Origin of the sequence: Marinobacterium litorale DSM 23545 (genome assembly GCF_000428985.1) — a bacterium.
In the GTDB taxonomy this organism is placed as follows: domain Bacteria; phylum Pseudomonadota; class Gammaproteobacteria; order Pseudomonadales; family Balneatricaceae; genus Marinobacterium_D; species Marinobacterium_D litorale.
In genome coordinates this window covers 13373-37311 of the sequence record NZ_AUAZ01000018.1, presented here as the reverse complement: position 1 = coordinate 37311, position 23939 = coordinate 13373, and the positions used below count along the sequence as shown (strand labels likewise).

General features: G+C 55.8%; 19 protein-coding genes and 1 tRNA gene. 16 read left to right on the top strand and 4 right to left on the bottom strand.

The features are described from left to right. Positions 1-20 precede the first annotated feature (20 nt). The 4 genes from apbC to G403_RS0113660 all read left to right on the top strand — a co-directional run bounded on the left by apbC (position 21) and on the right by G403_RS0113660 (position 3350). Positions 21-1115: an iron-sulfur cluster carrier protein ApbC gene (gene apbC / locus G403_RS0113675; RefSeq protein ID WP_027854484.1), complete on the top strand. Its 1095-nt coding sequence runs from the start codon at positions 21-23 to the stop codon at positions 1113-1115. Positions 1116-1248: 133 nt separating this feature from the next. Further along, positions 1249-1815 carry a dCTP deaminase gene (gene dcd / locus G403_RS0113670; RefSeq protein WP_027854483.1) on the top strand — a complete coding sequence of 189 codons (567 nt, stop codon included), beginning with the start codon at positions 1249-1251 and terminating at the stop codon, positions 1813-1815. A 21-nt stretch (positions 1816-1836) separates the two neighbouring features. Continuing rightward, on the top strand, positions 1837-2478 hold the full coding sequence (locus G403_RS0113665) for a hypothetical protein (protein WP_027854482.1): 642 nt from the start codon (positions 1837-1839) through the stop codon (positions 2476-2478). 83 nt (positions 2479-2561) lie between these two features. Further along, positions 2562-3350: a hypothetical protein gene (locus G403_RS0113660; RefSeq protein WP_027854481.1), complete on the top strand. Its 789-nt coding sequence runs from the start codon at positions 2562-2564 to the stop codon at positions 3348-3350. A 25-nt stretch (positions 3351-3375) separates the two neighbouring features. On the opposite strand, the gene G403_RS0113655 is transcribed toward G403_RS0113660, so the two are convergent. The 3 genes from G403_RS0113655 to G403_RS0113645 all read right to left on the bottom strand — a co-directional run bounded on the left by G403_RS0113655 (position 3376) and on the right by G403_RS0113645 (position 7217). Then, positions 3376-4677: a TolC family outer membrane protein gene (locus G403_RS0113655; protein ID WP_027854480.1), complete on the bottom strand. Its 1302-nt coding sequence runs from the start codon at positions 4675-4677 to the stop codon at positions 3376-3378. Positions 4678-4752: 75 nt separating this feature from the next. Next, the gene (locus G403_RS0113650; protein WP_027854479.1) at positions 4753-5970 is read right to left on the bottom strand and encodes a GGDEF domain-containing protein; all 1218 of its coding nucleotides are present in this window, start codon (positions 5968-5970) and stop codon (positions 4753-4755) included. 62 nt (positions 5971-6032) lie between these two features. After that, positions 6033-7217 (bottom strand): pyridoxal phosphate-dependent aminotransferase, encoded by a 1185-nt coding sequence (locus G403_RS0113645; RefSeq protein WP_027854478.1) that lies wholly within the window; start codon positions 7215-7217, stop codon positions 6033-6035. Between the two features lie 194 nt (positions 7218-7411). Between G403_RS0113645 and uvrB the strand changes: the two genes are divergently transcribed. From uvrB to G403_RS0113610, 7 genes are all read left to right on the top strand, one after another. Continuing rightward, positions 7412-9433, top strand: a complete 2022-nt coding sequence (gene uvrB / locus G403_RS0113640) for an excinuclease ABC subunit UvrB (protein ID WP_027854477.1) — start codon at positions 7412-7414, stop codon at positions 9431-9433. A 180-nt stretch (positions 9434-9613) separates the two neighbouring features. Then, complete coding sequence (locus tag G403_RS0113635; protein ID WP_027854476.1) at positions 9614-11458, top strand: methyl-accepting chemotaxis protein; 1845 nt, start codon at positions 9614-9616, stop codon at positions 11456-11458. Positions 11459-11722: 264 nt separating this feature from the next. Next, entirely contained in the window at positions 11723-12799 is a 1077-nt protein-coding gene (locus G403_RS0113630; protein ID WP_027854475.1) for a TRAP transporter substrate-binding protein, read from the top strand. A gap of 94 nt (positions 12800-12893) precedes the next feature. Next, positions 12894-13430, top strand: coding sequence for a TRAP transporter small permease subunit (locus G403_RS0113625; protein WP_027854474.1), 537 nt, complete (start codon positions 12894-12896; stop codon positions 13428-13430). A gap of 18 nt (positions 13431-13448) precedes the next feature. After that, a complete protein-coding gene (locus G403_RS0113620) occupies positions 13449-14735 on the top strand; it encodes a TRAP transporter large permease (protein WP_027854473.1) in 1287 nt (428 codons plus the stop codon). Between the two features lie 110 nt (positions 14736-14845). Then, positions 14846-16210: a cache domain-containing protein gene (locus G403_RS0113615; RefSeq protein ID WP_245578334.1), complete on the top strand. Its 1365-nt coding sequence runs from the start codon at positions 14846-14848 to the stop codon at positions 16208-16210. A gap of 14 nt (positions 16211-16224) precedes the next feature. Next, entirely contained in the window at positions 16225-16878 is a 654-nt protein-coding gene (locus G403_RS0113610) for a response regulator transcription factor (protein ID WP_027854471.1), read from the top strand. Here G403_RS0113610 and G403_RS0113605 read toward each other — a convergent pair. Then, on the bottom strand, positions 16875-17687 hold the full coding sequence (locus G403_RS0113605) for a substrate-binding periplasmic protein (RefSeq protein ID WP_084404035.1): 813 nt from the start codon (positions 17685-17687) through the stop codon (positions 16875-16877). The two genes, G403_RS0113610 and G403_RS0113605, sit on opposite strands and share 4 nt — an antisense overlap. Before the next feature lie 62 nt (positions 17688-17749). Here G403_RS0113605 and G403_RS24565 point away from each other — a divergent pair, with 62 nt between their 5' ends. From G403_RS24565 to G403_RS0113580, 5 genes are all read left to right on the top strand, one after another. Continuing rightward, positions 17750-20413, top strand: coding sequence for a putative bifunctional diguanylate cyclase/phosphodiesterase (locus G403_RS24565; RefSeq protein WP_051299018.1), 2664 nt, complete (start codon positions 17750-17752; stop codon positions 20411-20413). Positions 20414-20526: 113 nt separating this feature from the next. Next, a tRNA-Val gene (locus tag G403_RS0113595) sits at positions 20527-20603 on the top strand. Positions 20604-20780: 177 nt separating this feature from the next. Then, on the top strand, positions 20781-21293 hold the full coding sequence (locus G403_RS0113590) for a putative pterin-binding protein (RefSeq protein WP_027854469.1): 513 nt from the start codon (positions 20781-20783) through the stop codon (positions 21291-21293). 8 nt (positions 21294-21301) lie between these two features. Then, positions 21302-23455 carry an ATP-binding protein gene (locus G403_RS23335; RefSeq protein WP_156899707.1) on the top strand — a complete coding sequence of 718 codons (2154 nt, stop codon included), beginning with the start codon at positions 21302-21304 and terminating at the stop codon, positions 23453-23455. Then, complete coding sequence (locus G403_RS0113580) at positions 23445-23918, top strand: peroxiredoxin (RefSeq protein ID WP_027854468.1); 474 nt, start codon at positions 23445-23447, stop codon at positions 23916-23918. Before G403_RS23335 ends, G403_RS0113580 begins: the two co-directional genes overlap by 11 nt. Positions 23919-23939: the final 21 nt, after the last annotated feature.

Here is a 23939-nt window from a genome sequence, read left to right as displayed (position 1 = left end):
GGGAATTGTTAGGGGGCCTAATGCCACAGTTAGACCAGAACGCTTTGCAGGAGTTGGTGGGGCAAATTGTCGATCCCTGGTTGGAGCAGAGCCTTGCCGACGCGGGGGCTGTTCAGGGCGTCCGTGTTGGAGACTCCGGGATTGAAATCCGTATCACGTTGCCTTATGCGGGGCTGCTTGAGCACGAAGCGCTGCGCAGCCAGATTAAAGCGGCGTTGGACGCTGAATGCGCGGGCAAGAATCTGGATATCCAGATCAGCCAGAAGGTTCTCGCCGGCCCGGACCGACCGTCTTTGCCAGGCCTTGAGGGTGTGCGCAATATCATCGCTGTCGCGTCCGGGAAAGGCGGCGTGGGTAAATCGACCACCACGACCAATCTGGCGCTGGCACTTCACCGGCAAGGGGCCCGGGTCGGTGTACTTGATGCTGACATCTATGGGCCGAGCCAGGGGATGATGCTGGGCGTACCGTCCGGTACCCGCCCCGAGTCGGCCGATGAGAAGTACTTCCTGCCGGTCATGGCTCAGGGGATTCAGGTGATGTCCATGAGTTTTCTGGTCGATGACAACACCCCGATGGTGTGGCGTGGCCCGATGGTCAGTGGTGCCATGCAGCAGCTGTTGAACCAGACACTGTGGAAAGATCTGGATTACCTGCTGATCGATATGCCCCCGGGCACCGGTGATATCCAGCTGACGTTGTCGCAACGTGTGCCGGTTACCGCCGCGATTATCGTAACGACTCCCCAGGATATCGCCTTACTGGATGCCTGTAAGGGGATCGAGATGTTCCGTAAGGTTGATATTCCGGTGCTGGGCGTTGTCGAGAATATGAGCACTCATGTGTGCAGTAACTGCGGACATGAAGAATCGATCTTCGGTGCGGGAGGCGGTGAAAAACTGGCCAAGGATTACGAGTGCGAGCTACTTGGCCAGTTGCCGTTGGCCATGGCGATTCGTGAGCAGGCTGATAGCGGGCAGGCCACCGTCGTCGCTGATCCGGACGGCCCCAATGCCCGGCGATATCTCGAAATCGCCTGTCGGGTTTCAGCACGTTTGGCTCGCCGCCGCCAGCAGGCGCGGGCGGTGCCCAATATTTCAATACATGCCGACTGAGCGATGACGCCCGCAGGTCGGTTTTGAGTGACCGGCGGGCGTATTACGCATGTGCGGCGCTGGCTTTGAGGCGGGGATGCCCTGTACAATGGCGCGTTAATATCCATTCCAGACAGGTACGTATCAACGTCATATGGGAATCAAGTCAGACAGCTGGATCCGCCGCATGGCGGACGAAAAAAAGATGATCGAGCCGTTCGAGCGGGCGCAGGTGCGTCGGGTGAATGATCAGCCCATCGTCTCTTATGGTACCTCCAGCTACGGGTACGATGTCCGTTGCGCGGATGAGTTCAAGATCTTCACCAACATCAACTCGTCGATCGTTGACCCAAAGAACTTTGACGACGGTAGCTTTGTCGATGTGAAGTCTGATGTCTGCATCATTCCGCCCAACTCCTTTGCGCTTGCGCGGACCGTCGAATACTTCCGTATTCCCCGGGATGTACTGACAATCTGTCTTGGAAAGAGCACCTATGCCCGTTGTGGCATCATCGTCAACGTGACGCCGCTGGAACCGGAGTGGGAAGGCCACGTGACGCTGGAATTTTCCAACACCACACCGCTACCCGCCAAGATATACGCCCACGAGGGTGTTGCGCAGATGCTGTTCCTTGGTGCGGACGAGGTGTGTGAGACCTCCTACCTTGATCGCAGTGGAAAATACCAGGGGCAGACAGGCGTTGTTGTTCCCCGTACCTGAGCGAAACGTCATTAAACGATCATGAACTATAGCCGCAAGCAAATCGAAGATTTCTGGCAGCAGCTTGAGCGCACGCTCGATCAGCTGTTGTCCAGCCAGCGCGACATGCAATTCGAGGCCGATACGCTGCTCAGCACGTATCGCAGCAGTTTGCAGAAGATCGATCGCAACCTGACATTTCATTTCGAGCAGGAGTCGGAAGCCGGGCCCGTGGAGATGATCTTCGGCTGCGATGGTTACCCCGAATCGATCCATGCGGTGCTGAGTCTGGTGGGTGCAGCGCCAGAGTTGCAGGGGATTAACTTCCGTGCGTTTAACAACCGTTACGATCCGGTACCATCGTTCGTCAATATGGGTGATGAAATGTGCCAGATTGACGAGTTCTGGTGTTCGCTGCGGGAGTTGAACGGCAAGTTGCAGCTGGCTGTTTACATGGTTGATGCGCCCAAAATTCTGGAAATGGATCCCCGTGTCGAAGCCGTGATGATCCTGCTGGATGCCCTGATCGGCGAATACGAGCTGATGACCCGTATCTGGTCGTTGGATTGGTATGAGCTGCCCGCTGACCCGCTCGATTTTGGCTTGATGCCGCTCTCTCATCTGCGCGAGGCCTTCGATGAAATGAAGGATCAGGTTCAGCCCGTGGGTATTACCATTCATTGAGACCGGATTTTCCACGTTTCGGGATGGTTTCCAGTGCTATAGACTGATGATAAAGGGGTTACGACGGAAAGCCTGGAGGGGTTATGAGTGGTCGGCTGGCTGATCTGTTGGATCGGGTGCGAAAAGAGTATGTTCAGGTCATGGTCGATAACGGCATCTCGGAGCCCTATCGAACGGCGCATCGCGTCTGCAATACCCGTCTTTGGTTATCCGGGCCTGATCTGGCCAGTCTGATTGAAGAAGATCCAAAATTGCTGTCTGCCCGGGCGGGTGAGCTCATCGATGATGATCGTGAGCGCTCAAACCCCTGTGTCGGTGCTATTGTGACCAGTAACATCGTGGCCGCTGCGTTGGAAGGTCTTCTGGCTGTCGCTGTTAATCGCAGCTGGCTGGATGTGGATTCCGATGGGCGGGTGCTGGTTGACGCCCACGAGTTGGATGCGGTGACCCCGGTCATCGGCGTCGATTACAGCGATGCAGGGGATTTTACCCCGGAGCGTGGACGCAGCCGACTCAGTACCATCTTTAACGCAGCGGAAGATTCCTATCTCGAACGTCTGGCTGAGGGGCCGCATGATGCGTATCAACTGGCGCTGCTGGTCGCGTCTGATTACTCTATCTTTACGCCGGAGGATCTGGCTCCGCTGATTGTAGAGAATCCTCTACTACTGGGTTTGCGTGCCGATGATCTGGTGGATGAGGAGTTGTTCGATGGCGACCCGCCGGCCGGCATCATTATCAGCGCCCACCTTACGGAGATGCTGGTGCAACAACTGGTGGAGCGCGGAATGGAGGAGGGTGCCGTGGGCCATGACCCGGATGGACACCCTATTATCTCTGCGACTGACGAAGATAACCCGACTGTTCACTGAGTTGGTCGGGACGGCTGGGTCGCGTTCATTGAAACGACAGCTCCACCACATCGCTTTCCAGCCACTCATCCAATGCAAGCAGGTCGTCGGGACTCAACGAGCCCACGGCCTGTTTAAACCGGAATAGCGTAGCGACATGTTGATAGCGCGCATCAGCGTAAGCCTGGCGCGCTTCGTAAAGCGCATTCTCCGCATCCAGCACGTCCACCACGTTTCGTGTCCCGACGGAGAAGCCCTCTTCGGTGGCGTCCAGTGCGGTCTGTCTGGACTTGATGCTCTGGGCGCGGGCCTTGACACTTTCCACGCTGGTATTGAGATCGCGTAACAGTGAGCGGGTTTGTTCGATCACATTGCGGCGTTGGTCCTCCGCGGTGAAAAGGGCGGCCCGGTGACGCTGATCGGCTTCACGAATATTGGCGCTCAGGGTGCCACCGGTAAACAGAGGCACGGCCAGTGTCAGTGCGATACGGTCGCTGTCACTGGTTTGGCTTCCCTGATTGGTCTGACCGCTTTGCGCTTCGATCTGAATTGAAGGCAGTCGATCGCCCCGCACAGCCTGCAGCGAATGTCGGCTTGCGGTCTCGCTTAACTGGCTGATCCGATACTCCAGATTTTGCTCCAGTGCGCGTGTCAGCCAGGGTTCAGGTATAGCCGGGGAGACTGATTGAATCGGGTAGTCTGCTTGCAATTGGGCGATCAAGTTGACCTCCTGCCCGGCCAGACGTTCGAGCGCTTCCAGGCTGTTTCTCAAGGCACCCCGCGCCTCGATCAGCTGAACGTTCGCCGCATCGTAGGATGCCTGGGCATCAAGGACGTCAGTGATCGCAATGAGCCCGACTTCGAACTGAGCGTTCACCTGATCCAATCGTTTCTGTAATGCACGCTCACGCGCCTGAGCCAGTTCCAGCGTGCTCTGTGCGCCAAGCACATCCAGATAAGCACTCGTGCTACGCAGGATCAGATTCTGCTGTGCCAGGCTGAATTCGGCCTGAGCACGGGTGTTCAGAGTCTGTCCCTGCTTGAATTGAAACCAGCGGTTGGCATCGAAGACCGGTTGACTCAGTGTCAGTGTGTAGCCATGGCTGTTGCCCTGATAGCTGGCCGTATCGTTATAGGTGGTGTTGGCGCTGGCTGAAACCTGAGGTAGCAGTTGCCCACGGGCCTGTGCCAGTGCCTCACCGTCGGCTGCATAGGTGGCTTGAGCCGCCTTGAGCTGTGGGTCATTATCCAGTGCCAGTTGATAGAGCGACGCCAGTGGTCCCGCGCAGGCTATGGCGGGTGTGAGCGCCGCGAGCAGGCTCGCAGTGAGAATCCGTTTCCTTGGCATCAATCTTCTCCCGGACGATAGGGCAGTACGTAAGAGCGCCCAGTATATCGGTACTGCCGCTTGTTGCCGAGAAAATCAGCGATTGCTAATAAGTCGAGCGCTCTTGGCGTTGCGCAGTCGCTGGTCGCTCAGCAGCATCAGATCATCGCTGCTGCCTTTGGCTTCGCCGAGGCTGGCGATGCCGGAGCTGATACTGAAAGCTGCGAGTTCCGGTTCCTTCTGAAAATGATCGCAGATACTGTCGAGCCGCTTTTGTAGCGGAGGAGGGTCCTGCCGATAGGGCATGAGCACCACGAACTCATCACCGCCAAAGCGGAATACCCGGTCCTCGGGGCGACAGATATGACGGAGCTTCTCGGCAAACCGACGTAGCAGCGTGTCACCGAACTCGATGCCGCGGGTGTTGTTGATACTGGAGAGGCTGTTGATATCCAGCATCGCCATCAGGCAGTCCTGTTGGTAGTGCTGATAATGCGACTCGAACGCCTCCAGTGTCGTGTCGAAGGCGGCCCGTCCGGGGAGTCCGGTCAGGTCATCGGCCGGGTACTCGGGTATTTCGGGCTCCTGCTCAGGTGGTGCATGACTCTGGCACTTGAGCTGGTAAGCAAGCATATCAGCCGCCAGTGGCATAAGCTGAGCGGCCTGAACCAGTGCGTCAGAGTTCGGGTTGCCCCAGACGGCCAGGTAGCCTGCGGGCTGCCCGCTGTCATGATCGACGCGCTGTGCAAGCAGGTACTCCGGATTATCCCCTGCAAGCAGAGGGTCATTGGGGTTGTCCTGCGCCGGTAGCGTTAGTAGTCGAGAATCCTGGTTACCCGCGTAGAGGGTCTGGAGAGAGGCCTCTTTCAGTGGCAGATGCCTGGGCGGGCGTAACTGGTCTGCGCGCCAGTGGCCCAGCAGATCATCGGCGGTAGCCGATTTGTGCTTTACCGCGGCCAGATTTTCCCAGTGCAAAAGTGGTCCGAGTACGCGCGCGGTGTTGAGCCAGGGATCACCCGCTTCAGCCAGTGCGGGCAGCAGCTCGCGAATAAGACGGCGCGTGCTGTCGTTACTGGCCTGAATCGTTGCGACCAGTAATCGGTGGCGGGAGGCCGTGAGTAGCTCAAAGCGTAGCCCTTCACAGAAATGGCTGTCGCCGGTGGAGGCCTGAGTTGCCCAGGCGAGCAGCGTATCCCGGTTGGCAGTATCCAGCGCTTCGAAGGCGCTGTTATGCCATTCCGGTTCGTTCTCATCCAAAAGAGCGACTGGAAGGGTGGATTCTTTGAATAGCTCGGTGATGGCGCGTGTTTTCAAGGCGGGGCTCCTGTGCGGGGAACACGGCAGGCGGGGCCAGGCAGCCCCGCCGGTAGAGCGGATCAGGCCAGCGCTTTGGCGATGCGGCCGATAGCGTCCTTGAGCACATCCAGGCTGGTGGCAAAGGACAAACGCATGTTGCCCGGTGCCCCAAATGCGGAACCTGGAACCAGGGCGACGCCTGCTTCGGTCAACAGGAACTCCGCCAGCGCAACGTCATCGGCAAACTCGTCGCGGCTGTCGATGACCTGTTGGAAGCTGGGGAACGCGTAGAAAGTGCCGTCAGCGGCGATGCACTCGACGCCTTCAATCGCGTTCAGGGCATCAACCACATAGTCGTGACGCTCTTTGAATGCCTTCACCATTTCGCTGACACAGTCCTGTGAGCCTTCCAGTGCCGCCTGAGCTGCTACCTGCGCAATCGAGGTGGGGTTGGACGTGCTCTGTGACTGGATCTTTTTCATGGCGCCGATCAGTTTTGCCGGGCCTGCAGCGTAGCCGATACGCCAGCCAGTCATGGAATACGCCTTGGACACGCCGTTGAGTACGACGGTTCGGTCGTGTAGTTCGGGGCATGCGTTGACGATATTGCAGAACTCCTCGCCGGTGTAGCGGATATGTTCATACATGTCGTCGGTGGCGATCAGAATATCCGGATAACGCTTCAATACTTCGCCCAACGCTGCCAGCTCCGCGCGGCTGTAGGCAACGCCGGTGGGGTTGGATGGGCTGTTGAGTACCACAAGGCGGGTCTTGGGTGTGATCGCGTCTTCCAGTTGCTGGGGCGTAATCTTGAAACGCTGCTCCTGGGTTGTGGTCAGGATCACCGGCTTGCCTTCGGCCACCAGAACCATATCCGGGTAAGACACCCAGTAGGGGGCCGGGATGATGACTTCGTCGCCCGGGTTGAGCAGTGCCAGCGCCATGTTGAAAAAGCTCTGTTTGCCGCCACAGGAAACCAGAATCTGGTTGGCTTCATATTTCAGGCCATTCTCACGCTCGAATTTGGCGATAATCGCCTTTTTCAGCGCCGGAGTACCGTCTACCGCTGTGTATTTGGTGAAACCGTTATTCAGCGCTTCAATCGCGGCCTGTTTGATGTGGTCTGGGGTATCGAAGTCGGGCTCGCCGGCGCCGAGGCCGATAATATTCTGACCGGCTGCGCGCAGTTCGGCAGCACGGTTAGTGACCGCCAGCGTGGGTGAAGGTTTGATACTGTTTACGCGGTTGGAAAGTTGCACGTCCAAGCTTTCATCCTCTTGCTATCAGTGCCTGAAATATTGCTAAAAGCATACAGGATTCGATGTCTACTCTGAATCCCTTCATGTACTAAAAAAGGTTCAGACGTTACCGTGTGTCAACAAAGTTGCTTATAGGAAACATCCTCCGAAGGAGTTTCAAAGCGCGTTATACTGGGGCGCTCCGTTAGAGGATAGGAAGGATGAAGCAGAGATTCAAAGTTAACTCGTCATTTGAGCCCGCCGGCGATCAACCGAAGGCGATTGAGCAGCTGGTCGATGGATTGGAGTCCGGACTGGCGGCGCAGACCCTGTTGGGCGTCACAGGCTCCGGGAAAACCTTTACCATGGCGCATGTGGTCGCCTCGGTACAGCGTCCAACCATCATACTGGCGCATAACAAAACGCTGGCCGCGCAGCTTTATGGTGAGTTTCGCGAGTTCTTTCCCGATAATTCAGTCGAGTACTTCGTTTCCTACTACGACTATTATCAGCCGGAAGCCTACGTCCCCTCGTCGGATACGTTTATCGAGAAAGATGCATCGATTAACGACCATATTGAACAGATGCGACTTTCCGCGACCAAAGCGCTCCTTGAGCGCGAAGATGCGATTATCGTCGCAACGGTCTCTTCAATATACGGCTTGGGGGATCCCAAATCCTATCTGTCGATGATGCTGCACCTCGATCGCGGTGACGAGATCGATCAGCGTGCACTTTTGCGGCGGTTGGCGGAACTGCAGTACACCCGCAATGATGTGGAGCTGCATCGAGGGACCTACCGGGTACGCGGTGATGTGATCGATGTATTCCCGGCCGAATCGGAGAAGGAAGCGATCCGAATCGAACTGTTTGATGCGGAGATCGAGCAGATCAGTTATTTCGATCCGCTGACCGGCGAGGTATTGAGCAAAGTCCCCAGGGCGACCATTTATCCCAAGACTCACTATGTCACACCACGTGATGTGTTGCTTGACGCTGTTGAGCACATCAAGGAGGAGTTGCGCGAACGCCTGGAACAGATGCGTAAGGCCAATAAGCTGGTGGAAGCGCAACGGCTGGAACAGCGCACTCTCTATGATATCGAGATGATTATGGAGCTGGGTTACTGCTCCGGTATCGAAAACTACTCCCGCTACCTGTCAGGTCGCGGACCCGGTGAACCACCGCCCACGCTGTTCGATTATCTGCCCGATCATGCGCTGGTTATTATTGACGAATCTCATGTCACCATACCGCAGCTTGGCGCCATGTATCGAGGTGACCGATCCCGTAAAGAGACGCTGGTTGAATACGGTTTCCGCTTGCCGTCGGCGCTGGATAACCGCCCATTGAAGTTTGAGGAGTGGGAGCGTCTGGCACCGCAGATGGTGTTTGTCTCCGCGACGCCGAGCAAATATGAAGCCGAGCATGCCGAGCAGATCGTCGAACAGGTGGTGCGCCCCACGGGCCTGGTGGATCCGCTGGTGGAGGTCAGGCCGGCCTCGACCCAAGTGGATGACCTCTTAGGTCAGATCCGGGAAGTGACAGCTCGCAATGAGCGGGTGGTTGTGACGGTGCTGACCAAGCGTATGGCGGAAGATCTGACCGAGTTTCTGGCCGAGCATAACGTCCGCGTGCGCTATCTCCACTCCGATATCGATACCGTTGAACGGGTGGAAATCATTCGGGATCTGCGTATCGGTGAGTTTGACGTGCTGGTGGGGATCAACCTGCTCCGGGAAGGGATCGATATGCCCGAGGTGGCGTTGGTAGCGATTCTTGATGCCGATAAAGAGGGGTTCCTGCGCTCCGAAACGTCGATGATCCAGACGATCGGTCGTGCTGCCCGAAATGTGAACGGACGGGCGATTCTCTATGCCGATCGTGTAACGGGATCGATGCAGCGCGCAATGGATGAAACCGAGCGGCGCCGTGAAAAGCAGATCGCTTTTAACAAGGAGCATGGAATCACGCCGCGTGGGATCGTGAAGTCAGTGGCTGACATCATGGAGGGCGCGAGCTCTATACCGGGCCGCAAGGGTGGACGTGGCAGTCGCAAGGCGGCGGAACCGGCGGCTGAGTATCGAGTGGATGAGCAGAAACTGTCGCCGGCCGACCTGGCCAAGACCATGTCGCGTCTGGAAGATCAGATGTATGAAGCGGCCCGGAACCTGGAGTTCGAGAAGGCCGCTCAGCTGCGGGATGAGCTGGAGCGGCTCAAGCATGCGTCCTTACCCGAATAGGTTCAAACGAATGTTAGACATTTGTATTGGCTTCTCAATGTGTTAAAAAGGCATCTCCAACTAAAGTCGCATTTTTCAGCAGCCGCTGTCGCGGGGGAAGCCGAGAGGCTTGGCAGCGCTGTATGAAGCGAACGGCCACTGGCCGATAAAAACGATAAAATGCAGGAAAGGTACACTGGGATGTTTCATCTGAAGTTGGGGTTCAAGCAGAGCCTCCTCCTCGTCGTAATTATCACCGTGCTGGGTTTTGCCGCGCTGGTGGTGCTGTCAATTTCTTCTTTGAATAAACAAACTGAAGCGTCTGAGCAGGTGGATCTTCTAGGGCGCTGGGTGATCGATTTAAGCAATCTCAAATCAGGTGTTTCCAATGCCTCGCGTCTAAGTGGTGCGGCGGGAGAGGAGGCCTTGGATAGCTTGCAGAACACGGAAGCGGCAGCGCTTGATCGCCTTGCCGAGCAGGGTATGACTGAAGCGGAGTCCCTGCGCCAGACGCTGGACTCCTGGGTAAGTGCCAAGGAGCAGGCACTGGAGGCGCTACAGAAAATCGGCGCTTCCAACGAGGCCGGTCAGCGTGCGGTGGTTACGGAGCATATGGATACCTTCGAAAACTCGCTGTTTTCGTTTATGCGCCAGCCTTTCCGCGTTCTGAAAGATAGTGTGTCCGCCGTCATCGAGCAGCGTACCCCAGAAACCTTCGACGCGTATTCTGAGGCATTCAATGGGCTTAAAACCAGTCTGATCGAGCTCGATTTTCTGGAGACGTTTGAGGAATCGCTGAACCAGATCGATGCCTCAATGGTGCAGCTTATTGACTTGATCAAGTCTCAGCGCCAGGCGCAGGCGGCGGCCGCGACCCACCTGGAGTCGCTCAACGAGCAGGTGGACAGTCAGCTTGGCGCAGTGCTTGATCAGCTGGCGCAGGCGCGCAGTGAGGCGGCGGCTGCCAGCGGAACCGCCCGGATGACTATCCTGTTCGCCGGCATTTCCGTGGCTGTAGTGGTTTTTCTGCTGCTGATGATGACCTGGCGTAAGTCGACCGGGGCGCTCGCAGCGACATTGAGCTCCCTGGAAAAGGTGGCTGCCGGTGATCTGCAGCAGCGCCTGCCGGTCAGTGAGGGGCGCCAGGATGAGTTTGACCGCCTTGGGGTGGCTGTTAACCACCTTACGGAACAGCTGGGCAGTGTGCTCAACAGCGTTAAAAGCAGCAGTCAGCAGCTGCAGACTATGTCTTCCGAGCTGAGCGACACCATGAAGGTTCAGATTCGGGAAAGCGAGCAGACCGAGGCCGAGACCAGTTCTGTGGCTGCTGCCGCAGAGGAGATCAGCCAAACCGTTGCTGAAATGGCCGGCGCGTCCGAGGAAACCAACCGGTTGTCGCTGGAAGCGCAAAACGCAACCGAGAATGGTGGTCGGGTGATCACCGGTGCGCTTGGCTCGTTGGAGCAGATCTCTGATCTGTTTACCCGTATTCACGATCAGCTCAATGAACTTAACTCGGCGTCAGCTCGGGTTGACGGTGTCACGGAGATGATCAACGGGCTGGCGGAGCAAACCAACCTGCTGGCTTTGAACGCGGCGATTGAAGCGGCCCGTGCCGGTGATGCGGGTCGTGGTTTCTCTGTCGTGGCCGATGAAGTGCGTGCGCTGGCGGAGAAAACGGTGTCTGCGACCGCGAACATTAACGAGATCAATAACAACATGCAGGGTCAGATGCGCCAGATTCTGGGCGCCATGGAAGATGGCCAGACTCAGGTCAGTGACAGTCGCAGTCGCGGCGGTGAAGCGATCAGCGAAATGGAACAGATCCGCTCCCTGTTCGGTGAAGTGAGTGACCGTAACCAGCAACAGGCGGCGAGCATCGAACAGATTGCAGCAACCGCACAGTCCATCGCGCAGAGTATGAACGCGGTGCTGGATAATGTATCCCGTGGCTCTGAACGTTCCCGTGAGATCGGTAGTTTCTCGGCCGATGTGGTCGGGCATGCGGAAAGCCTGCAGACGATGACAGCCAAGTTCCGCTGCTGAGTTTAATGCCCCGGCATCAAAAAGGGCTGCGCGTGTCGCAGCCCTTTTTGCGTTTAAGGTGTACGTCAAAGGGAAATACGGATTACCTACGTAAAAATACTGATTTTGGTTTGCGGGTAATCCGAAGCTGTCTGCGTACTAATTCTGCGTATATTGCGGGCAATTTCGAATAGGTCTGTCCAATTTACCTTGAGAAACTGTTACTCGCTCAATCAGCGTCTATGCTGATGCAGTGAATCCCCAAATAGAAAGGACATAAAAACAATGCTGAAACTGACTTTTGCCCGCAAGCTGATTGCGGCTGCAGCCTGCGCTGCCGCTGTTATCGCACCGGCACAGGCCGCAGAGAAAACCTACCGTCTGAAACTTGCCGAGACTTGGCCCACCAATTTTGGTGTGTTCAGCATGCCGGCTCGTGAAATGGCTGATCTGGCCGAGAAAATGTCCAACGGCCGTCTGCAGATCGAAATCGATACGGCCAACAAGCACAAATCCGCATTCGGTGTGTTCGACATGGTCCGCGCGGGTCAGTACGACATGGGTCACTCCGCGTCCTACTACTGGAAAGGGAAGGTGCCGAATACCCTGTACTTCACCACCATGCCGTTCGGCATGACTGCGATGGAACAGTACGGCTGGTTCTACCACGGCGGTGGTATGGAGCTGATGCAGAAGGTCTATGAGCCGCTGGGTCTGATGTCCGTACCGGGCGGCAACACCGGCGTACAGATGGGTGGTTGGTTCCGTAAGGAGATCAACTCCGTGGAAGACCTCCAGGGGCTGAAAATGCGTATCCCGGGCTTCGCCGGTGAGGTTCTGGCAAAGCTGGGCGCAAGCCCCACCAACATCGCACCGGGCGAGCTGTACACCTCTCTGGAGCGCGGCACCATCGACGCACTGGAGTGGGTAGGCCCCTCCATGGACCTGCGTATGGGCTTCCACAAAATCGCTCCGTACTACTACACCGGCTGGCATGAGCCGGCGACCGAGCTGCAGTTCCTGATCAACAAGCGCAAGTTCGACAGCCTGCCTGAAGATCTGCAGCAGATCCTGCTGACTGCTATGCGCACTGCCGCGTATGACATGACCGTTCAGTCTCATCATGAGTCTGCAGAGAACTGGGTAACCATGAAGGATGAATACCCGAACATTGAGGTGAAATCCTTCCCGCCCGCCGTTATGGACGCGCTTGAAGAAGCGAACGATCAGCTGCTGGCCGAAGCCGCTGCAGCGGACCCGCTGGCTGCGGAAATCCTGGAGTCCCAGGCCAAGTACCTGGATAAGATTCGCGTTTGGACCGACATTGCGGACCGCGCTTATCTGAACAGCATGGCTGAGTAATCAACTCTGCTTTGCAGCGCCCCGGCTTGATGCCGGGGCGTCTCTACTTTATCGTCCGTTTCATCCTTTTCCTCAGGCCATGAGGTCGTAAACCATGTTTCTGTTACGTCTGCAGCAGACGATCGATCGCTTCTCAGATCTTCTGGGTAAGATCGCGGCGATTTTGTTCATCCTGATGCTGTTTAACGTCTTTTTCGACGTTGCTTCCCGTTACCTGTTTAACACGGTCTATATCGGCATGCAGGAGATGGAGTGGCACCTGTATGCGGCCATGTTCATGCTCGGTATTCCGTTTACTCTGAAAGCCGGTGGTCATGTACGCGTCGATGTAATCTATGACAGCCTCAGCGTGCGCCAACGTGCCTGGATCGACCTTGTCTGTACATTTTTGCTGTTGATCCCGTTCTGTCTGCTTGTCGCTTGGTATGGCGTCGACTTCGCCCGCGAATCTTTCCAGTTGGGAGAGGGGTCTGGGGATCCGGGTGGTCTGCCTAACCGCTGGATTATCAAGTCGGTTATTCCGTTTGCCATGTTCTTCAATTTCATCAGTGGTATTGGTCTGGCGTTGAAGTCGATCAATATTCTTAGCGGTCGTCTGAAGGACGATGGCTACACTCCGATTCAACATTAATCAGGCAGGGTTGAGATAATGATCGGTATTATCATGTTTTTCGCCGCCCTGCTTATGTTGCTGGTCGGCTTCCCCGTGGCCTACACCTTCGGCGGTGTGGCCCTGATCTTCGGTGTGTTTGCCGAAGGTCCCGATATGTTTGCATTCATGCCGTTCCGTATTCAGAGCATCATGGAGAACACGACTCTGATGGCGGTTCCGCTGTTCATCTTCATGGGTATCGTGCTCCAGCGCACGCGTCTGGCGGAGCAGTTGCTCGAATCCATGGGCCAGCTGTTTGGTGGTGTCCGTGGCGGTCTGGCGATCTCCACCGTGTTGGTCGGTGCACTACTGGCCGCTTCCACGGGGGTTGTAGGTGCGTCCGTGGTGGCGATGGGTTTGATCTCGCTGCCGGTGATGATGAAATACAACTATGACAAGCGCCTTGCCTGCGGCACTATCTGCGCCTCCGGTACTCTGGGACAGATCATACCGCCCTCGATCATCCTGATTATTCTGGGTGACGTGCTGGGTATTCCCGTGGGGGACCTGTTCAAAGCGGCGGTCATTCCGGGTGCCGTTCTGGTGGGGGCTTACCTGATCTATATTCTTGCGATCGCGTTCCTCAAGCCGGAGATGGCGCCGACTATCCCGCGTGATGAGTCCCTCAACAAGCGTCAATTCTATATTCAGGCGGCGAAATCCATCGTTCCGCCGCTGGCATTGGTGCTGGTGGTATTGGGCTCCATTTTTGCGGGTATCGCCACACCCACCGAGTCAGCAGCTCTGGGTGGCGTGGGTGCGATCGTGCTTGCAATTTTGTACCGTCAGTTCAGCTTCAAGATGGTGATGGACTCATCGGTTGAAACCGTGAAGGTTACCGCAATGGTGTTCGCTATCCTGCTGGGCGCGACCGCTTTCTCCATGGCCTTCAGCTACACCGGTGGTGATTACATCGTTGAGGAAGTGTTGTCCGATCTGCCGGGTGGCGCGGCCGGGTTCCTGGTGTTGTCGATGGTTGCGATCCTGATTCTTGGTTTCTTCATCGACTTTGTCGAGATCGCTTTCATCATCGTGCCGATTCTGGCGCCGGTGGCTGACATTCTGGGTATCGCGCCGCTGTGGTTCGCGATCTTGATTGCCATGAACCTGCAGACCAGCTTCCTGACACCGCCTTTCGGGTTCTCGCTGTTCTACCTGAAAGGTGTGGCGCCGAAGGAGGTGACAACGCTGGATATCTACAAGGGGGTGATGCCGTTCATCCTGATTCAGGTGATCATTGTCATCTCGATCATGCTGTTCCCGGAGTGGTACGGTCTGGTATAACAGATCACCGCAACGGACAGGGAAAGCCGGGTGCAGGCAGCTGCAGCCGGCTTTTTTATGGGCGCGAGCCTGATGCAGACAAGACAATGCGGGCGGTATAAGGCGTAAAGATGACCGGTTCCATGCCACTAAAAATCAAGATAATGCTGCTGGCGATCCTGCCCATGGTGATGGTGACAACCCTGACCACCTGGCTGGGTAGTAAAGGGGCGCGTTTGCTTTCAGAACAGGAGATCGAGATCTTTGAGGAGAGTCTGCTGGTCTCAAAACGGCGCGAACTTAAACATTATGTGGAGATGGCCCAGGCTTCGATCCGACCGGTGATCGAGCAGGCAGGGTCAAACCCGGCTGCGGCGAAAGCCGAGGTTAAACGCATACTGCATGAGTTAACCTTTGGTGAAGATGGCTATTTTTTCGCCTACAACCGGGAGGGAATCAATCTGGTCCACCCGGTTCAGCCCGAACTGGTCGGTGAAGATCTGATCGACCTTCGAGATTACAACGGCGAGTTTATAATCCGGCCCCTGCTAAGGATTGCTGCGGAAGGGGGTGGTTACCACCGCTATCTCTGGAAAAAGCCGTCCCGTGACGTGATTGAGGAGAAGTTAGGGTACGTGGTGCAGATACCTGAATGGGGCTGGATGTTTGGCACTGGCCTGTATATCGATGATATCAGCACGGAGCTCAACAAGATCCGCACCGAGGTGAATAAGAATATTCGTGAAAACCTCTTTACCGTCAGCGTGATCGTGTTGGGAACCAGCCTAATCATTGTGTTGCTCGGGTTGGCCATCAACCTGCACGAAAGCCGTTTGGCGGATGGTCGGTTAAGGGCGCTGGCTCATCGCTCGATCCTGTTTCATGTGCATGAGCGTCGGCGCTTCTCTCGCGAGCTTCACGATGGCATTAATCAGCTGATGGTCTCGGTGCTGTACCGGATGGAGCTGGCTCAGCGCAAGCTTACCGGTGGGGATGCCAAGGGGCTGGAGGACCTGCAAGCGGGGCGTGCCGTGCTTAATGAGGCGATTCAGGAGGTGCGGAGAATCTCTCACGATCTGCGTCCCAGTATTCTTGATGACCTGGGGCTGGCCTCGGCGCTGGGCAACCTGCTCGATCAGTTTTCCGAGCGTACTGCGATTCGCATCCGACGCGAGCTTGAACTGCCGGACAAACGCCTGCCGGAAGATATCGAGATGACGCTGTACCGGCTGATCCAGGAGGCGCTAACCAATGTGGAACGTCATGCGGATGCCAGTGAACTCATCGTAAAGCTCGACCATCAGCGAGATGCGGTTAAACTGGATCTGCGCGACAATGGTCGGGGATTTGATCCTGATGCCAACCGTCATCTACTGGGTATCGGTTTGCGTAACATGCGTGAGCGGGTCGAACTTCTGGGCGGGGATTATAAAATAGATTCCGGCATCGGGGAGGGCACGCGCATTCGTGTCCGTCTGCCGATCAAGGCCCCCTGAGCAAAGGAGTATTCATGAGTCTTAAGCCGATTAAAGTGCTGCTGGTGGATGATCACCCGTTGGTGCTCGACGGTATCAGGGCGCGACTCGAGGATGAAGGTGGTATCGATGTGGTGGGTGACGCCTGTAACGGTCAGGATGCACTGGAAAAAGCACAGTCGTTATCGCCGGACGTTGTGTTGATGGATGTATCTATGCCTGTTATGAACGGGTTTGATGCGACGAGAAAGTTGCGCGAGTGTTGTCCGCAAGTGCGGGTTCTGATTCTGAGTATGCATGATAATCGCGAGTATATCCTGCAGCTGATTCAGTCGGGTGCTGCGGGCTATATCCTCAAGGATGTGTCGTCTGAGGAGATGGTAAAAGCGATCGAAACCGTGAATCAGGGAGGCACTTACTTCAGTTCCGGTGCATCGCAAACCCTGTTCGCCCGTTTCGATGAGCCTGCTGCATCGGCACAGGATACCGGTGTTTTAACGCGGCGTGAGTTAACGGTACTCAAGTTGTTGGCAGAGGGGCGCAACAATAAGGAGATCGCCCGGGAGTTGGATATTTCGGTCCGTACCGTGGAAACCCACCGCCAGAATATTAAGTCCAAACTCAATATTCAAACGGCGGCGGGCCTGGTGCGATACGCGATTGAGCACAACCTGGTACAGCTGTCCTAGTTATCTACCACAGCCGGCAGGAGGTCGTTATTTTCGGCTGCTTGCTTCAAGCGGCCGTCCTGCTTGATTGCAGCTACAAACTGATCGACTCGCGCCAACCACTGCGGTTGGTTCTTGGCCACTGCGTACGCATATTGGAACGGTCGGGGCGCTTGGGTATCCAGAGGCTCGATGAGGCGCGCCCAGTCATAGAAACGCAGTACTTTGCGAGAATATGGGTAGTCGGTGATAAAAACATCCGCGCGGCCGGCCAGCACCGATTCCTCCCGCTCACGCGGGTCACTGACGACGAGCAGGTCTGCGTGTTTCAGGTGGTTGCGCATGTAACCTTCCATATAGGTGCCTTGCTGCACACAGACGACAGCCCCGGGTTGATCCATATCCTTCCAGTTGTGGATGGTTGGATGGGTACGGGTGGTTACACCGTACATATGGCTGGCCAGATAGGGCTCGCTGTAGTCGATACGTTCGGAACGGCCGGGTGTGATCGCGATGGAAAACATGCCAATGTCGCACGCATCCTGTTCGATATCATCCATAAAACGGCCGAAGTGGGTTTCCACAAAGCGCAGGGAGACGCCCAGATCGTTGGCGAAGGCCTGAGCCAGCTCGATATCGATGCCATCCAGCTTCCCGGTCTTGGGGTGGCGGGCGCTGATAGAGAAGTAGTCTGGCCAGATACAGACCCGTAATTCGTCGGCTTGCTGTATACGATCAAGGCGGTTATCCGCTTTGGCCGGCAGAATGGCGAAAAAAAGAAAAATTAATGCCAGAAAAAGCTGACTCAGGGCAAAAGGGGGGCTGGTCATAGTGCGCACCTTTGAACATGACGATATCATGGCGACTATAAGTCATTCGGGATGTTTTGCCATTGATCTGGAGCCGTATATCACTGATTCCATTCATCGGGACAGTACTTTGCATCGCGTTTATCGTCGTTTTTGTTGTCTTTCATAACCTTGGCGAGCAAAGCATCCGGCGTGGAATAGAGCAGGAGGTGGATGTTCTGTCCCATGCTCTGGAAGGTAATCTTGCGCGCAGTATTCAGGATCTGCAGGGACGACTGAACACATTGAAAGCGCAGCTCGAGTATGACGGCGACCTCCTGTTTCAACCGGGCGAGCTTCACCATCGGCTTCAGGTTCTGACCGAGATGACGCCGCAGTTGCGCGAGCTGGCCGTGCTGGCACCTCAGGGGTTGGTCCTGGGTAGCTCTGTCCGCGGCTCCATGGGGCGCGAGGCCAAAGGGGTTAGCTGTTTAACCGAGGCGAGCCCGAGAATGCCCTTGTCTTTCAGCCGTGCGCTGCCCGGGCGCACCCTCACGCAGCCGTTGGCCCCCGCTGGAATGTATCAAATCCCCGTCTGTATGCCTCTTTTGAATGGTGCGGGCAATGTCTCTGCCTGGCTGGTGGCTGTATGGAATCCAGACTCCATTCGCGAGCAATTCAGGCCCTTGATCGAAAAGCTCCCGGTGCAGGTGTCACTCTATCGTTATGATGGTGTGCTGATGGCGGCGTCGGGCGGCTCTCGGCTGGCCCCCGGGAACGATGACAGTGCACGAGAACCCTTTGCGTCCCGGCTGGCCGAGCAGGAATGGGGGCGCTTTGATTATTTTGAGCGTGGTCGGGAGTTGCTGGTCAACTACCGGGCTACCTCCCTGTTCCCGGTGGTATTGACGCTTGAATATGACGTGACCGCGGGCCTTGTCCCCTGGAATAAAATGGCGAAACAGCTGGCGCTGGTGGTAGGTATTATCGTTCTGGTGATCGCCGGCGTGACAGGGTTGCTCTGGTCCATGTCGAGACGTCAGCGCGATATGGCCGACCGGCTGCAGCTGCTGAGTACCGCGATCAGCACCACGGCGAACGCGGTCATTATTACTGACCGTAATGGCCTGGTGCAGTGGGTCAACAATGCCTTCAGTCGACTGACTGGATATGGTGCGGAGCAAGTGATTGGTCGAACGCCAGCCGTGCTGAATTCGGGCAGCCATAGCCGGGCTTTTTTCCAGGAGCTTTGGAGAACAGTCAGTTCCGGTGAGGTCTGGCGCGGTGAGGTGATTAACCGGACCCGGGAAGGGGAGCGTTTGATTGTCGATCAGACGATCACGCCGATCAAGGATGTGGAGGGTGTGATCAGTCATTATGTGGCAGTGCACGAGGACGTGACCGCCCGGAGAGAAGCCGAGCAGCGAGCCCTGTTTCTGGCATTTCATGACCAGCTGACTGAGCTGCCCAATCGCCGTAAATTGATCGAGAAGCTAACTGAAGCGCTCGAGGATGAGGGCGCAGGGGGTGCGGTTGGGCTCCTGTATCTCGATCTGGACAATTTCAAAACGGTCAATGACACCTTGGGTCACAGCGAAGGCGATGAACTGTTAATCATCACCGTGAAACGACTCTCCAACGCGATCAGTGATGATATCGTTCTAGCCCGGCTTGGCGGCGATGAGTTTGCCATGCTGATCAAAGGGAAGGTGACGAGCTATGTGCTGGAAGAGCTCGCGTCCCGCCTGATTAAAGTCCTGTCTCAGCCGGTGGAGCTCAACGGGACCCGGTTTCAGTTGACCGCCAGCATCGGTATTTCGTTAGGGGCGGTCGGAGAGGTTGAGCCCGCGACGCTCCTGCGTCAGGCAGACCTTGCCATGTATAAAGCAAAGCACGATGGACGTAACCTCTACCGCTTCTTCGATCAGCAGATGGACTACCTGATGCAGCGCCGTGTCGATCTGGAGCAGGGTTTGCGAATCGCCGTGGAAGTCGGTGATGCATTATCCCTGCGCTATCAGCCGATTTTTGATGCGCATACACTGAAACCTGTTGGTGCCGAGGTTCTGCTGCGTTGGTGTAACCCGGCCGGTGAATGGATCTCTCCTGCTGAGTTTATACCCGTTGCTGAAGAGAGTGGCATGATCGTGGAGATCGGTGCTTGGCAGATGGATGCGGTGATTGCCCAGCTTGCGCAGTGGGACAGATCCGGTATGGATGTCCGTTATCTCAGTTTGAACATCTCCGCGGTGCAGCTGGCCCGCGATGATATCGCCGGACGCCTGTTGTCATCGTTGGCCCGATACGGGATCGGTACCCACCGTATAGTTGCCGAAATCACCGAAACCACACTGATGAGCCGCTCAAATCAGGTGCGCACCAACCTGTCTGCGCTGGAAACGGCTGGGGTGCTGGTCTCTATCGATGACTTTGGTACAGGCTATTCTTCGTTAAGCTATCTCAAGCAGATACAGGCCGACTACCTGAAAATCGACCGTAGTTTCGTGATTGGAATCGGCAAAAATCGAAGCGACGAAGAGATTATCCACGCCATGCTTGCCGTCGCACGGAGTTTGCAGATGAAAGTTGTCGCTGAAGGCGTAGATGACGAGGAGCAATTAAGGTTTCTGCAGGCCGCGGGATGTGATCTGATTCAGGGCTTTTTACTCAGTAAGCCTCTGGAAACCAGCCATGCCAGTGCGCTCTTCGATCGTGCGCGGGAAGGACTGACCGTCATCGCAGGTGCACCGCCCGGGGAGCTCGTCTAACATGTTGAAAAGAAATAAAAAAACTTTATAAAAAAGGCTTGCGTATAGCGTTTTGATCGCTATAATACGCCTCACGTTTTCGGGAGAAGTATCCACTTCACTCAAGCGCATTTAGGACTATAGCTCAGTTGGTTAGAGCACCACCTTGACATGGTGGGGGTCAGCAGTTCGAGTCTGCTTAGTCCTACCAGAATTTTCAAAAAAACAGCGGGTTAGCGAAAGCGGCCCGCTGTTTTTGTTTGTAGGCTTTCCCGGCTATTTTGTAGGCTTTCTCTGGAACTTTCAGCGGGGAGGTTTCGGCCGGCCTTGTGCCGCCAAAGTGCACTGCTAGAATGTCTGAATAAATCAAGAATAAAGAGAACAGCGCATGAGTTACTTGAGTTATGGAAGGGCGTGTACTTTGGCGGTGGGTCTGTCGTTGTCGGTATTTGCCGGTGCTGCGGAGCTGCCTGAGCCTCAGGGACCGGTTATTCTTGAGGTGCGCGGAGCCATTGAAAATACCAATGGAGAGGGTGTGGCCGCTTTTGACCGTGAGATGCTCGAGTCTCTTGAACAGAAAGCAACCCTAACCCACACGCCCTGGCATGAGGGTAAAGTCACTTTTGAGGGGCCTTTGGGGCGGGCGTTGCTGGCGTATGTCGGTGCATCGGGTGATATGCTTGATGTAACAGCACTCAACGACTACTCCGCTGAGGTGCCTGTACAGGATTTTGTCGATCATGATGTCATCTTGGCAATGAAAGCGGGTGGGCGTTATATGCGGGTTCGCGATAAAGGGCCTTTATTTATCATCTATCCGTTTGATGATGATCCATCCCTCAATACTGAAGTAATTCATAACCGCTCTGTCTGGCAGATCAAGTCAATTACTGTTCGCTAGGATTGTTGGTGGTTAATCCCCCTTTAAAGCGTGTCAGCCCGGCATTGGTCTTGATGTCGGGTCTTTCCCTGGTGTTTCTTGCCGCTGTCGTCGTTCTGTTTGTTGTGTTGGTCGGCAGGCAAAACTCCCTCTTGGACGCCGCTCAGGAAGATACCTTGTGGGCTGCGTATCAGGTTGAGCGTGAAAGTTCGGAGTTCCTGAATCAGCTGCTTTTGCTGGAGGGAGGGGGAGAAAGGTCCAGCCTCGACGAAATGCTGCTTCGGTTCGACATTCTCTACAGTCGCATTGAGCTGTTGGAAGAGGGACAGTTGCATGACCTCTTTTATAGCAACGTTACTACTGCCGAACTGGCTGACAGGATATCGCAGGGAATACGCGAGATGGACTCCAGTGTAATGGCGTTGGAGGGTGGCGACTCAATGGGGATGTCAGGGCTTGTAAGTGATGCGCAGAGCCTGGAACGGATGTCTCGGGAGCTACTCTTGGCAACACTGCAGCAGCGAGCTGAAGCGAAAACGCGGGGTCGAAACGACACTCTACAGCTCTTCACGCTCCTCGGTTGGCTGATTGCTTTGCTCGCTTTCAGTATGAGTATCATTATCTATCTGCTATTTCGTAAGCGGGCTGATGCAGAGCGACAGAAGCGTCACGCGGAAGAGTTGGCGCTGGAACTGAGGGAGAGCGCTGCGCGTGCTCAAGCCGCTAATCAGGCGAAGTCGGACTTTCTGGCGATGATGAGTCATGAAATCAGGACACCGATGAACGGTATTGTCGGAATGGCAAACCTGCTGGAGCTCAGTGCTCTGACACCGCAGCAACGACGATACAGTGAAACCATACGCAGCTCTGCCAATGCGTTGCTCACGGTCCTGAACGATATTCTTGATATCTCGAAGATGGAGGCAGGGCGTTTTGAGCTGGCCGAGGAGAGCTTTGATGTTGAGTCTTTGGTGCAGGACGTGTCTGCGCTGATCGATGTCAGACTGGCCGAGCAGGGTGGGGTCGTGCTGAAGCGGGAGATCGATCCTCGCGTCAAGGGCTGGTTTCATGGGGATCCGGCACGCTTACGCCAGATTCTCTTAAACTTGCTGGGCAACGCCGTTAAGTTTACCGAGCAGGGTGAGATTTGTTTGTCGGTCGCGATGGAAGGAGATGTGCTCCGATTTCAGGTGGCCGATACGGGGATTGGCATTCCAGATGAAGCGAAGGCCAGGCTGTTTGGCATGTTCGAACAGGTGGATGCGTCCACGTCGCGCCGGTTTGGGGGCACGGGTCTGGGGCTGTCGATCTGTAAACGTTTGGTGGAGCAGATGGGGGGTGAAATCGATTTTCGCAGTGAAATGGGAATGGGTAGCTGTTTCTGGTTCACATTGCCCCTGCAGTCTGCCGAGGCCCCGGGTCACTCAGACGTCGACGAGCAAAATGTAGCGCAACGCGGGGCGTTGAATATCCTGGTTGCGGAGGATAACGAGATTAATCAGCAGGTTGTTACACAGCTGCTGACGCATTTGGGTCATCGGTATGTCCTTGTTGAGGATGGTGCCCAGGTGCTTCAGACGATCAAGTCCGACGCGTTCGATCTGATCCTGATGGATGTTCAGATGCCCACCATGAATGGCTTGGAGGCTACTCGAGCGTTACGTGAGCAAGGGTGCTTGATACCGATCATTGGGCTCACGGCTAACGCGATGTATGAAGATCGCGAACGCGGGCTTGAGGCCGGTATGGATGCTTATCTGCCCAAGCCCTTTGATATCGGCCAGCTCTCGACCACAATAGAGCGTTGCGCAGGGCAAAACAGGGTTGCGGATATATCAAGCGGTGTGGCACAGCCAGCGCAGTTGGCTAACGCCTCGGTTACGGGCTACCTTGAATCTCAAGAGACGCGTCATTTTACCGCGCGGTTAAATGGGCACTTTGCCGAGCTATTAGAGGGGCTGAGCAGTGCGCGGAGTGTAGTCTGTTTAGACAGCCTGTGCCGCGAGCTTATCTGGCTCGGTTGTGATGAAATTGCCCGCGAGCTTAGAGCGTTATATGCCACGAGTGACTTTGAAAGTCGCCTGCCAGAGTTGAAAGGCAAGCTGGAGGATAAGATCTCGGCGGGCTCCTGGTTACACAGAGCTCAACAAAGATTTCAGGAGGTGGATACTGATGATACGTGAAGGTGATCGAATCCCGGCCATAAAAGTGACCGCAATTGATGCTGACGGCAAACATGAGATTGAAGCTGATCAGTTGTTTGCCGGAAAAAAGGTTGTACTGTTCGCAGTGCCCGGTGCATTTACACCGACCTGTACCGAGAAGCATCTGCCTGGATATGTCCAGCATCTGGGGGCTCTGAAGGCGAAAGGCGTTGATTTGGTCGCCTGTCTGGCGGTCAACGATCCTTTCGTTTTAGGTGTCTGGCAGCATACCGAAGGGGCTGATGGCATCACGATGATTGCTGACGGCGGTGCCAGCTTTACCCGAGAGTTGGGGCTGGAAATGGAAACCGGCGACTTTGGTGGTGTGCGCGCGCAACGTTTTGCGATGATTATAGAGGATGGTGTTGTAAGTCGGCTCTTCCCGGAGGCGCCCAGGGCCTACGAGGTCAGCAGCGCGGAGTACGTGCTAGTGCAGCTGTGATAAACGGAGTTGAGACTGCTA